The organism is Catenuloplanes sp. NPDC051500, from assembly GCF_044454585.1.
GTDB lineage: Bacteria > Actinomycetota > Actinomycetes > Mycobacteriales > Micromonosporaceae > Catenuloplanes.
The window spans coordinates 1-12,005 of sequence record NZ_JBITDX010000049.1 but is presented as its reverse complement, the minus strand read 5'-3'; the positions used below and the strand labels follow the sequence as shown (position 1 = coordinate 12,005).

At 71.5% G+C, this 12,005-nt stretch carries 11 protein-coding genes; 4 read left to right on the top strand and 7 right to left on the bottom strand.

Translation table 11 applies throughout. The annotated features are described in order from the left end of the window. The first annotated feature begins 333 nt into the window (after window positions 1-333). Entirely contained in the window at window positions 334-723 is a 390-nt protein-coding gene (locus ACIA8K_RS40920; protein ID WP_396068905.1) for a hypothetical protein, read from the top strand. Window positions 724-813: 90 nt separating this feature from the next. After that, entirely contained in the window at window positions 814-1,992 is a 1,179-nt protein-coding gene (dinB, locus tag ACIA8K_RS40915; protein ID WP_396068904.1) for a DNA polymerase IV, read from the top strand. Window positions 1,993-2,144: 152 nt separating this feature from the next. Here dinB and ACIA8K_RS40910 read toward each other — a convergent pair whose 3' ends face one another. The 5 genes from ACIA8K_RS40910 to ACIA8K_RS40890 all read right to left on the bottom strand — a co-directional run bounded on the left by ACIA8K_RS40910 (window position 2,145) and on the right by ACIA8K_RS40890 (window position 6,195). Next, window positions 2,145-3,191 (bottom strand): PLP-dependent cysteine synthase family protein, encoded by a 1,047-nt coding sequence (locus ACIA8K_RS40910; protein WP_396068903.1) that lies wholly within the window; start codon window positions 3,189-3,191, stop codon window positions 2,145-2,147. A gap of 160 nt (window positions 3,192-3,351) precedes the next feature. Beyond that, window positions 3,352-4,167 carry a helix-turn-helix transcriptional regulator gene (locus ACIA8K_RS40905; RefSeq protein WP_396068902.1) on the bottom strand — a complete coding sequence of 272 codons (816 nt, stop codon included), beginning with the start codon at window positions 4,165-4,167 and terminating at the stop codon, window positions 3,352-3,354. A gap of 4 nt (window positions 4,168-4,171) precedes the next feature. Then, window positions 4,172-5,095 (bottom strand): SDR family oxidoreductase, encoded by a 924-nt coding sequence (locus ACIA8K_RS40900; RefSeq protein ID WP_396068901.1) that lies wholly within the window; start codon window positions 5,093-5,095, stop codon window positions 4,172-4,174. A 108-nt stretch (window positions 5,096-5,203) separates the two neighbouring features. After that, entirely contained in the window at window positions 5,204-5,635 is a 432-nt protein-coding gene (locus tag ACIA8K_RS40895) for a type II toxin-antitoxin system Phd/YefM family antitoxin (protein ID WP_396068900.1), read from the bottom strand. A gap of 35 nt (window positions 5,636-5,670) precedes the next feature. Further along, window positions 5,671-6,195, bottom strand: a complete 525-nt coding sequence (locus ACIA8K_RS40890; protein ID WP_396068899.1) for a GNAT family N-acetyltransferase — start codon at window positions 6,193-6,195, stop codon at window positions 5,671-5,673. 155 nt (window positions 6,196-6,350) lie between these two features. Here ACIA8K_RS40890 and ACIA8K_RS40885 point away from each other — a divergent pair, with 155 nt between their 5' ends. Together ACIA8K_RS40885 and ACIA8K_RS40880 are read left to right on the top strand one after the other, a co-directional pair. Beyond that, window positions 6,351-8,291, top strand: coding sequence for an alpha-glucuronidase (locus tag ACIA8K_RS40885; RefSeq protein ID WP_396068898.1), 1,941 nt, complete (start codon window positions 6,351-6,353; stop codon window positions 8,289-8,291). A 61-nt stretch (window positions 8,292-8,352) separates the two neighbouring features. Then, on the top strand, window positions 8,353-8,787 hold the full coding sequence (locus ACIA8K_RS40880) for a VOC family protein (RefSeq protein ID WP_396068897.1): 435 nt from the start codon (window positions 8,353-8,355) through the stop codon (window positions 8,785-8,787). Between the two features lie 34 nt (window positions 8,788-8,821). Here ACIA8K_RS40880 and ACIA8K_RS40875 read toward each other — a convergent pair whose 3' ends face one another. Further along, a complete protein-coding gene (locus tag ACIA8K_RS40875) occupies window positions 8,822-9,343 on the bottom strand; it encodes a hypothetical protein (RefSeq protein ID WP_396068896.1) in 522 nt (173 codons plus the stop codon). Window positions 9,344-9,479: 136 nt separating this feature from the next. Continuing rightward, entirely contained in the window at window positions 9,480-11,840 is a 2,361-nt protein-coding gene (locus ACIA8K_RS40870) for an RICIN domain-containing protein (protein WP_396068895.1), read from the bottom strand. Window positions 11,841-12,005 lie beyond the last annotated feature (165 nt).

Here is a 12,005-nt window from a genome sequence, read left to right as displayed (position 1 = left end):
TGCCCCCGCCTCCGGCCCCCGCCTCCGGCCCCCGCCTCCGGCCCCCGCCTCCGGCCCCCGCCTCCGGCCCCCGCCTCCGGCCCCCGCCTCCGGCCCCCGCCTCCGGCCCTCGGCCCCGGCCCTCGGCCCCGGACGCGAATGGGCAGCAGAGTCGGGAGCGTGCGGGCCGGGCCACCGCGAGAGCGGGAGAAGGAGTTGGATCCGTAAAGGCTTTAGCTGCGCGTTTAGAACGTTGTTCCATGCTGGCGCGACGTCGCCCCAGCGTGGTGGCCCGGATTGACATGATCATTTACGCTGCGGCCGTCCGGATGGCAGGGCGAAGGGTTGTTATCGGTGTCGCAGTCGAGTGGGGGCCGGGTCAACTGGCTGCCGATCGTGATCGGCGCGGGTGTCCTCGGGTTCCTCGGATGCGTGGGCGGCTTCATCTGGTTCGTCTACGCGGCGATAGGAGTCGATCACCTCAGCGATGAGGAAATCCGCGACGGCCGTGCATGCACCGCGGCAGTGCTGTCAGTCCAGGACACCGGATCGATCATCAACGACGACACGGTCTACGAGTTAACGCTCCGGGTGCAGCCGTCGGACGGCACGGGGTACGAGGCCACGATCCGGGACTCGCTGAACTCGGTCGAGGCCGGACGGGTCGGTGCCGGCACCACTGAGTTCCGGTGCGTCATCGATCGGGACGACGCTTCGCGCGTCGAGGTCTTCTGGTCCCCCTGACGCGCGGGGGCCGGCCGCCGCGAGAGCGTAAGAAGGAACTGGATCAGAGGCTGTAGCTGCATATTCGAACATTTGTTCTATGCTGGCGCGGTGACGATCCTGCACGCCGACCTGGACTCGTTCTACGCCTCTGTCGAGCAGCGTGATGATCCGCGGCTGCGAGGCCGTCCGGTACTCGTCGGCGGCGGTGTCGTGCTGGCGGCGAGTTACGAGGCGAAGGCGCGCGGGGTGCGGACCCCGATGGGGCTTGCGGCGGCGCGGGCGCTGTGTCCGGAAGCGATCGTCGTCCCGCCGCGGATGAGCGCGTACTCGGAGGCGAGCAAGCGGGTCTTCGAGGTGTTCCGGGACACGACGCCGCTTGTCGAGGGCATCTCGATCGACGAGGCGTTCCTGGATGTGAGTGGGCTGCGGCGCATCCGAGGCGGCCCGGAGGAGATCGCGGCGACCCTGCGTGAGCAGGTGCGGGAGCGGGTCGGGCTGCCGATCACCGTGGGAGTCGCGGCCACGAAGTTTCTCGCGAAGGTGGCGAGCGGCGTCGGGAAGCCGGACGGTCTGCTCGTCGTGCCGGTCGGCGGCGAGCTGGAGTTCCTGCATCCACTGCCGGTGGAGCGGCTGTGGGGCGTCGGGCCGGTGACCGCGGCGAAGCTCAGGGAACGGCAAATCCTCACTGTCGGTCACGTCGCCCGGGTCGGGGAGGCGGCGCTTGTCGCCATGCTTGGCGCGGGCGCCGGCCGCCACCTGCACGCGCTTGCCCACAACCACGATCCCCGGCGGGTACGCGTCGGCAAGCGCCGCGGCTCGATCGGGTCGCAGAACGCGCTGGGGCGTGGGCCGCACACGTACGAGGAGGTCGACGCGGTGCTGGCCGCGCTCGTGGACCGGGTGGCGCGGCGGATGCGTGCCGCCGGCCGGCCGGGGCGGACCGTGATGCTGCGGCTGCGGTTCGGCGACTACACGCGGGCCACCCGCTCCCGCAGCCTGGTCAAGGCCACGATGAGCACGCGGACGATCCTGGACACCGCACGCCTGCTGCTCACCGCGGCCCGGCCGCTGATCGCTCAGCGCGGCATCACGCTGGTCGGCGTGGCGGTCGGGAACCTGGACGGCGGCGGCGCGGTACAACCGGAGCTGCCCTTCGACGACCCGCACGACGACGGGCTGGACTCAGCGCTCGACGCGATCCGTGACCGATTCGGATCGTCGTCGGTGACCCGCGCCGCGCGTCTGGGACGAGACCTCCACCAGGCGGCGCCGCTCCTGCCGGACTGATCCTCCACGAGGAGGCGCGTGACCGAGGAGCGCGACATCGGCCCGGCGCTTCAACCGCGACTGACACCCTCGGTGCCGACGGGAATCGTGGCGGCCCGGTCGCTCGGATGTGCCGATCTCCGGGGCGGGCGCCGGGTAAGCCGTCGCAGGCCTCAGGGTGTGGGCTCGGTCCACGTGCCACCGGCGAGGAAACGGTCGATCGTCTCGGCATAGGGGCCCGGGTCGAGTCGTCGCTCGTCCGGAGATCCGTCGCCGATCACGGTGGCGATGCTGCCCTTCTCGCCACCCTCACGCATGCGGTGCACGAGCCGCAGCGCACCCCAGAGGTTGGCGCCGGTGGACGGGCCCGCGGACCACCCGGTGGCCGTGGCCAGATGACGCATGGCGGCAACGCTCGCCGCGTCCGGCACCGGCATCACCAGATCGATGACCGAGGGCAGGAACGCCGGCTCCACCCGCGGCCGGCCGATGCCCTCGATCCGGGATGGCATGCCGGTGCCGTACCCGGCATAGCCCGTCACCCAGCTGGGCCAGTAGGCGGAGTTCTCCGGGTCCACCACCGCCAGCCGGGTGGGATAGCCGTGGTAGCGCAGGTGGCGTCCGAGCGTCGCGCTTGTCATCCCGGTGCCGACGCCCACGACCGCCCACGCGGGCGGACCGCCGTGCGCCGCGACGACCTGGGCCAGCAGCGAGGCCCCGACGCTGTCCGGCCCGCGCCAGTCCTCGGCGTGCGCCGCGCCGTGGAGATGGTCGAGGTAGTGGCCGCCGAGCTCGACGGCGAGCCGGGCCGCCTCGTCATAGATCGCGGCCGGTGGATCGAACGGATGGCAGACGCCGCCGTACCGTGCGATCCGCGCCCGCTTCGCGGCCGACGTCTTTCCAGGGACAACAGCGATCGAGGGTACGCCGATGAGCTGCGCGAAATAGGCTGTGGCGACCGCGGCGTTGCCGGCGCCCGCCTCCACGACAGTGGTGTCCTGCCGGACGTCGCCCCGGGCTACAGCGTCCTCGAACAGCCGCTGCACAAGCCGATGCTTGATGCTTCCGGCCGGCCGCCGGGACTCGTCACGGAAGTACAGCGCGACACCCCACCCCTCCGGCACCGGGTAGCGCCGCAGCGGAACGGGTTCCTCGGCGGCCCGCGCGGCACGCATCCGGGCGAGTGCTTGCTGCGCCCAGCGACGTTCGGTCTCGCTCATCCGGCCTCCGCACCTCGGCGTCCTCCGCTGCCAGTCTCCCCGACCCGCACCCCGGCACCGCACTGAGCCGAGCCGCCGGGCATGGCGATCCTCGACATCACCGAGTCCTGGGCCGACCCCACGCCGGACGCCGGCTGACGGCTCGAGGTGGGTGTTGGGGTCAGCCGACGGCGGAGAGAAGCTGGAGTTTCTCGTGGCTTTCGGTGCCGGGGGCGGCGGTGAAGACCAGCAGGGTCTGGGACTGGTCGGGGTCGACGAGGGTCTGGCAGTGGAGGTCGAGGCGGCCGAGGGCGGGGTGGGTGAAGCGTTTGGCGTCGCTGTAGACGGCGGAGACCTGATGTTCGGCCCAGATGGCGGCGAACTCGGGGCTGAGCGGGAGGAGCGTGTCGAGGAGCTCGGCGGCGCGGGGGAGGCCGCGGGTGTAGGCGTGGCGGAACTGGGCGGTGAAGATGCGGCCGTGCAGCAGGTGGTCCTCCGGCGGGTAGAGCTCCCGGGAGCCCGGGTCGGTGAACCAGCGGTAGAGCATGCTGCGGGCCAGACCGGTCCAGCGGCTTTCGTCACCCATCAGCGCGATGGCCGGGCGGGTCTGCCGGAGCGTCTCGCCGAGGTGGTTGACGACCTGGGCGGGGGTGTCCTCCAGGCGGTCCAGGATGCGCATCATGCCGGGGTTGATGTGGTCGCCGCGCGGGTGGCGTTGCGGCGCGGGGTGGCCGCCGATGCGGAACAGGTGGTCGCGTTCGTCGAGCGACAGGTGCAGGCCGCGGGCCAGGGCGGCGAGCATCTGCTCGGACGGCTGGGCACCGCGCTGCTGTTCGATGCGGCTGTAGTAGTCGGCGGAGATGCCGGACAGTGCGGCGATCTCCTCGCGGCGCAGGCCGCCGGTGCGGCGGCGCGGGCCGCGGGGCAGGCCGACGTCCTCCGGTTGTAGCGCCTCGCGCCGGCTCCGCAGGAAGTCGGCGAGTTGAGCCCGGTCCATGATGTCAGTGTGCCCGAGCGGCGAAGGTGACCTCCGCCAGGCCGAGTGAAAGGTCCCAGAGCCGTGCCGCGTCCTCGGGGCTCCGGGCGCTCTTGTAGATCTTCTCCTCGGTGGCCGGGCCGGTGAGGTGGGCGAGCCCGCGCGGGCCGTAGAAGCGGCCACCGCGGGCGGCGGGATCGGTGGCGGCGTAGAGCGCGGGCCGCAGGCCGCCCTCGGTGGTCTGGACCGGCCAGCCGAGCCGGGACAGCGCGGGGAAGACGGACTTGAACGGCGACTTCAGCGGAGACCACTGCCCGCCCATGGTCGGGCCGGTGGTCTGCAGGTTCGTCGACGCCAGGCCCGGGTGGGCGACGTTGCTTGTGACACCCCATCCGTGGGTACGGCTGCGCCGGTCCAACTCCAGGCCGAAGAGCATGTTCGCAAGCTTCGACTGGTTGTAGGCGGTCCACGGCGAGTAGGCGCGCTCACACTGGAGGTCCGCCCAGTTGATCCTGCCGCCCATCGCGGCCAGGGCGGACTGGGTGGTGACCCGGGCCCGGCCGGCGATCAGCAGCGGCAGGATCCGGGCGACAAGCGCGAAGTGGCCCAGATAGTTGGTGCCGAACTGGATCTCGAAGCCGTCCGTGGTGGTGAACCGGGTCGGCGGCGTCATCACGGCCGCGTTGTTGATCAGGATGTGGATCGGGCGGCCCTCCGCGGTGAGGGTGTCGGCAAGTGCGGCGACCGAGGACAGCGAGGCGAGGTCGAGGCGGCGCAGCGAGGCGTTGCCGTTGATCGTGTCGAGGGCGGCGCGGCCCTTCGCCTCGTTGCGGACCGGGAGGATGACCTCGGCGCCGGCCACGGCGAGGCGGCGGGCCAGGCCGAGGCCGATCCCGTCGCTCGCGCCGGTGACAACCGCGAGTTTTCCGTGCAGGTGACGTTCGCTCATGCCTCACACGGTGCGGCAGATCGCCGCGCGGATGAAGGACCACCTCATCCAGGGACAGGTTGTCCGTGGCTGAGGTGGCGGCCGGCCCGGCGCACGTGGATACAGCGTCTAGGCGGCCGCGCGGCCGTCGTCGGTGAGGAGGGGGCGGTGGGCTGCGCGGAGGTGGTCGACGGCCGGGTCCCGGCCCGGTGGGCTGCGACGGTCCAGCTCGGCCCAGGCCTCGGCGAGTGCCCTGGTCAGGCCGTCGGTTTCGGCCGCGTGCCGGGCCAGCAGCTGTGCGCGCAACCGTTCCAGTCGTGCGGACCAGCCGGCCGCGGACTTCTCCGCGCGCCGGGCGGACGCGGCGGCCTCGGCGGCGGACTGCGCGGCCTGCACCGGGACGAGCGCGGCGAGCGGGCGGTCACCGTCCGCGATCACGGTGACGACGTCGGCGGGACCGGTGCGTGCGAGGAGTTGCGCGAGACGCGTACGCGCGTCGCGTTGCGAAATCACCTGCCGGAAGCGGGGCTCTTCGGCAGGGATCGGAGTCAGATGTGCCATGTCGCGCAGAATGACACGAGGGTACGACATTTTTGTCAGCCGATCCGTTCAGCGCGCGTCACGGCGTACTCCACCTCGCCCTTTTCGGTTCCGGGAATCGGGTCGTCGAAGTGGGGGAAGAACGTGCGCACGTAGGTAAGGCCGGCCTTCACCATCACCCGGCGGGACCTGGTGTTGACCGCCATCGTCACCGCCCAGACGCGGTCGACGTCGTGCTCGGCGAAGGTCCTGTCGATCAGCGCGCGGGATCCTTCGGTCGCATAGCCGCGGCCCCAGAACTCCTTCCGCAGCCGGTATCCGAGCTCGGCCTCGGCGGACATCGCGAACCAGCCGATGAACGTGCCGGAGTCCCGTTCGACGGCCGCGAACACGCCGAGCCTCGGATAGTCGCTCATGAATCGGGGAAGAACGTGCTCCTCGATCTCCGTGCGTGGCGTCGGTGCTCCGCCGGTCAGGAACGCCATCACGTCCGGGTCGGAATCCAGCTCGACGAGCAGGTCGACGTCGTCGGCGGTGAAGTGGCGCAGGGTCAGGCGCGCGGTCTCCAGGTACGTTCCCACCCGCTGATCCTCACCGCCGGGGCCGCGCCGGACCAGCGAATTATCCGAGGACGCTGATCCCGCGGGGGGAGCCGGCGGACACCGATGCGCGAAGCGAGCCCGACCCTGCAGAGAGGACGCCAGCGCGGATCGACGATCGTTGACATAATGCGGGCATGGCGACCGTCTCCGTGCATCCGGCGTGGCTGCCCACCGACGTCTGGCGGCCGATCGGCTCCCGCCGTGTCCGCGTCGACGTTTCCGGAACTGTGCGCGAGGAGGTCCGGGCGGCCTGCGCCAACCACGGGGGCGCGCTGATCACGAGCGGTCACGCCGACCTGATCTTCGCGCTGGACAGCGCCGACGGCGACGGTTACGCAATCACGCGGGAGCCGCACGCCACCACCGTCACGTCAGCGACGCACGCCGGGCTGCTGCACGGACTCTTCGCCACGGTACGACTCGGAGAGGCCGCGTTCACGCCCGCGCCCCCGCTGCGCAGCCGCCCGGCCTTCGCCCGCCGCATGCTCGACCACTGGGACAACGTCGACGTGCATCCGGTGATGGGGCAGGTCGAGCGCGGTTACGCCGGCGGCTCGCTCTTCTGGAGGGCGGGGGAGTTCCGGCATGATCAGCTGCCCCGGATCCGCGATTACGCCCGGCTGCTCGCCTCGATCGGCATCAACGCGGTCGCGCTCAACAACGTCAACGTGCACACGACAGAGGCGCACCTGCTCACCGACCGGCTCGACGAGATCGTGCTGCTGAGCGAAATCTTCCGGGGGTACGGCATCCGCGTGCACCTCGCGGTCACGTTCGCCGCGCCGATGCTGCTCGGCGGCCTGGACACCGCGGACCCGCTCGACCCGGCGGTCCGCGCCTGGTGGGAGGTGACGCTCGCGCAGGTCTACGAGCGGATCCCGGACTTCGGCGGCGTGCTTGTCAAGGCCGACTCCGAGGGGCGGCCGGGTCCGTTCGCCTACGGGCGCACGCACGCGGACGGCGCGAACATGCTTGCCGCCGCGCTCGCCCCGCACGGCGGCGTGGTGCACTGGCGTGCGTTCGTCTACAACCACAGACAGGACTGGCGGGACCGGGGTACGGACCGGGCGCGCGCGGCCTACGACCACTTCACGCCGCTCGACGGTGCGTTCGCCGACACCGTGATCCTGCAGGTCAAGCACGGGCCGATGGACTTCCAGCCGCGCGAGCCGGTCTCACCGGTGCTGGCGGCGATGCCCGGAACCCGGCTGGCGCTCGAGTTGCAGGTCACGCAGGAGTACACCGGCCAGCAGAAGCACGTCTGCTATCTGGCGCCGATGTGGGCGGAGGTGCTCGGCTTCCGGCCGCGCGGCGCCGAGGGTGCGACGATCGCGGGCACGGTCGCGGAGGCCGTGGCGGTCGCGAACACCGGGGACGACCCGTTCTGGACCGGGCACCCGCTGGCCCAGGCGAACCTCTACGCGTTCGGCCGCCTGGCCTGGGACCCCACGCTGACGCCGGCCGCGATCCTGGACGAGTGGCTGGGCCTGACCTTCGACGCGGGGGACGGGCTGCGCGCGGCCTTCCACGCCATCATGGGCGAGTCGTGGCGGACCTATGAGCGTTACACCGCGCCGCTCGGTGTCGGGTTCATGGTCCGGCCCGGCCACCACTACGGGCCGGATGTGGACGGCTACGAGTACACGCCGTGGGGCACCTACCACTTCGCGGACCGGGACGGCGTCGGCGTGGACCGGACGGTGGCGAGCGGGACCGGGTTCGCGGGCTGCTACCCGTACCCGTGGAGCGAGGTTTTCGAGTCTGTCACCGACACCCCGGATGAGCTGCTGCTGTTTCTGCACCACGTGCCCTACACGCATCGGTTGCGCAGTGGCCGGACCGTGATCCAGCACATCTACGACACGCACTTCGCGGGCGTGGCCGAGGTGGAGCGGATGCGGGATCTGTGGCGTGGCCTGAAGCCGGCCGGACTGCTGACGCCGGAGCTGTACGCGCGGGTCGGCGAGCTGCTCGACGAGCAGGTGCGGTGCGCGGGGGAGTGGCGCGACCAGGTGAACAGCTATTTCCTGCGCAAGTCCGGGATCGCGGACAACCGGCGGCGGCCCATTCACTGACGAAGGGCGCCGGGAGGCAGTCCCGATCACCGCGCCCCCGCGCTGCGTCTATGGTGGACCGATGGCAACAGTCAGGCAGGTACAGGTTACGTTCGACTGCAGGGAACCGGAGCGGGTCGCCCGGTTCTGGTGCGAGGTGCTCGGCTACGTGGTGCCGCCCGCACCGACCGGCTTCGCCACCTGGGAGGAGTACGACCGCTCGCTGCCCCTCGACCGGCAGGGCGCGTCGTACGTCGCCGCCGACCCCAACGGCGTGGGCCCGCGGCTGTTCTTCCAGCGCGTACCCGAGGGCCGGACCGTGAAGAACCGGGTGCATCTCGACGTGCGGGTCGGCACCGGGCTCGTCGGCGCGGAACGCCTGGCCGCGCTTGAGGCGGAGAGCAAGCGGCTTGTCGCGCTCGGCGCCACAGTCGTGCAGGTGCTGCTCGCCGACGAGGAGAACGAGTCCTGCATCCCGATGCAGGACATCGAGGGCAACGAGTTCTGCCTGGACTGACCTTGCCCCGCGCCCGGCTGGACGCGGCAGGACGTCAGTCGTCCGCGCCCGCGGCGATCTCGAAGAACGCGTCCTCGGCCGGGCGCAGCGCGTCGATGAGCTGGTCCAGGTCATCGGCGGCGGGCACGAAACGACTGCCGCGCAGCAGCGCCAGAAGCGAGTCGCCTGATGGCAGCGAGCCGGACGCGTCCTCCCAGAACAGCACGTGCCCGGTGTCGCCGGCACCCGCGAGCATCAGCAGCAGCTGCTGCTGGCCGGTGGTCCAGTGCCCGGACCGCGCCGGCGTCCAGAGGTAGGCCTCAAGCGCGCCGCGCTCATGCCGTACCAGCGTGATCGTGTCTTCGGGGTCGCGCGTGGCGACGATCTCGCGTGGCGTCGCCCCGGCCGGCGCGTTACTCCAGTTTTCGGGGCGTGCGCGGTCGTCCCAGTACCAGCCGGCGAACATGTCGCCGGGGTTGTCGATGATCGCCGAGCCCGGCACCGGCGCATCGAGCCACGTCTCGTAGGTCGCCGGGGACATCGGGATCCGGCCCGCGACCACGAAACTGAACGACATGCCCGCATTCAACCATGGGCCGATTCCCCGTTGTTCGGCATTCACGGCCCGGGTCGACGGCGAGCCGGTGGGTGCGAACGGCGGCGGGGTGCGGGCCATCGCACCCCACAGCCGTCCCGTACCCCTGAGGAGGCGATCAGGTACGCATGGTCCACCGCTGGTTCGCCCCGCCGTGGCAGGACCACAGGTCGATCCGGGTGCCGTTCGCGGTGGCGTTGCCGGTGACGTCGAGGCAGAGGCCGGACTGCACGCCGGTGATGGTGCCGTCGGCGTTGACCGACCACTGCTGGTTGGGCTGGCCGTTGCAGTCCCAGATGATCGCCGCGGTGCCGTTTGCGGTGCCCTGCCCGGAGGCGTCGAGGCACTTGTTGCCGTACACCATCAGCTGCCGGGAGGCGGTGTGCGTCCAGCGCTGGTTGGCCGCGCCGGTGCAGTCCCACAGCTGGGCCGGGGTGCCGTTGGCCGTGGCCGAGCCGCCGATCTCCAGGCAGCGCCCGGACTGGCCGCCGACGAGCAGCGTGCCGGGGGTGCCGCCGCCGGACTGCGGCCCGGCCGCGGCCATCACCGCCTGTGCGCCGGACGGCCAGTTGCCGTTGGTCACCGTGACGTTTCCGGACACCACGTTGCCCCGGTCGCCGTTGGTGACGTTGGTGCTGCCGTTCGTCGACCAGTTGCCGGCGACGGTGAAGTTGCCCATGTTCTCGGCGAACCAGTAGTTGGCGGTGGCCCAGGTGCCGGTGGAGCCGAAGACGTTGCTGCGCGCGGTGTAGTAGCGCGAGCCCTCGTCGAAGTAGATGCCGAAGTAGCCGTTGGTACGCAGGCAGTGGTTGTCGCTGATCACCGCGCCCGGGTTCGCCGACAGGGTGTAGATGCAGCCGCCGTCGTTCATCTGCTGCATCACGTCGTGCACGTAATTGCCGACGACCCGGTTGCCGGACGCGGTGGTGGCGGTGCTGTACCGCGGCTGGTAGTTGTACAGCCCTCGGTCGGCGTAGTGGTTGCTGCCGCCGGCGTCGTTGGAGCCCCAGCCGTACCCGACCGACATGCCTGTGTACGGCAGGTTGTAGGCCTCGTTGTGCGACAGCGTGGCGTTGGTGACGTAGGTGGCCAGCACCGAGACGATGCCGCGGTGGTCGAGGCCGAGGTCGTGCAGCCGGTTGTCGCTTATCGTGATGTCCCGGTTGATCATGCGGGAGTCGCCGGGGTGATGGGCGTCGGCGCGCACACCCCCGACGACGATGCCGCCGGCCGCGCTGCGGGCGATCTCGGACCTGGTGACGACGATGTTGCGCGCGCCAAGTCCCACGCCGGTGCTGTGCGCGTTGGCGTCGTTGCCGATGCCGATCGCGGTCTGGCCGAGGTTGACGAAGACGGAGTCGCTCAGCGTGATGTCGCTTGCGGCCGAGATCTGCACCGCGGCCGGCATCTGCCGCCACTGCGGCCGGGTCGCCTCGAACTGCGGACAGCCGTTGTGGCAGGCGGTGAACGCCGGCCGGGCCCAGTCACCGGCGATGTACGCGCCGGTCTGCTGGTCGGCGAAGCCCTGGTTGCCGCTGGCGCCAAGCCAGCTGGTGCCGGTGAGGGTGAGGCCGGTGAGCGTGACGTGGTGCGCCGGGGCGTCGTAGCTGCCGCCGATCTCCAGCAGCGACTGCAGGGCCGGCAGCTCCACCCGGGCGGTGCTCATGCTCTGGCCGGCGAGCGGGATGTAGGACAACGCGCCACTGCCCGGGTCCAGGTACCACTCGCCCGGCGCGTCCAGGAACTCGTAGGCGTTGGCCAGGTAGAGCGGCCCGGCCCGGTGCGGGCTGGTGAACGTGTCGTAGCCGACGTTGTTGTTGCTCCAGCCGGGCTGCTGCATGGTGATCAGGTTGCCGCTGATGCTCTGCACCGAGGCGTAGCGGTCGGTGAACGAGTTGACCGCCTCCATCTGCACCCGGCCGGGGTTGGCCAGGTTGTTGAGGTAGCCGAGCGCGCCGTTGGTGAACCGCATGCCGGTGCTGTCGGCGGTGAAGTCGGCGCGATTGACCTGGGTACGGGCCCGCACGGCGAGCGCGCCGTCGACGTAGAGCTGCCGGCTGTCCAGGCCGGCGCCGACCGAGGCACGCCAGATGTTGCGCCCGGCGTCGGCAAGCGTCCAGCCGGTCACCGCCCGGGCTCCGGTGATCACCGGCCGGGCCGAGGGCGCGGCCTGCCACACCACCCGGTAGCCGTTGCTGCCCGAGTCGGCCGCGGTCAGCCGCAGCGGCGCGGGCAGCCGGTAGGTGCCGTCGGCCAGCTGCACGACGATGTCGCCGGACATCGCGGTATTTATCGCGCGCACGGCGGCCTGCGCGGTGGTGAGCGTGCAGGGCGCGGCGGCGGTGCAGGCGGTGCCCGCGCCGTCCGGCGCGGCGTAGAGCGTGGTGGTGGCCGCGAGGGCGGGTGGCGCGCTGGTGAGCACCGCGGCGGCGCTGGCCACGATGATCAGCGCCGCGGCGGCGGATGCGTTTCTCGACAAGGCCTTCTCCTCGGCAGGGAACGGGGGGTGGGGGCGGGGGCCCGCCCCGGGCCCCCCCCCCCCCCCCCCCCCGGCGGGGGGGGGGGGGGGGGGGCAAACCCCCCCAAACCCCCCAGGTCCCAGGGGTGTTTCCCCCCCCGGCGGTGCGGGCCACCCCCCCGCCCC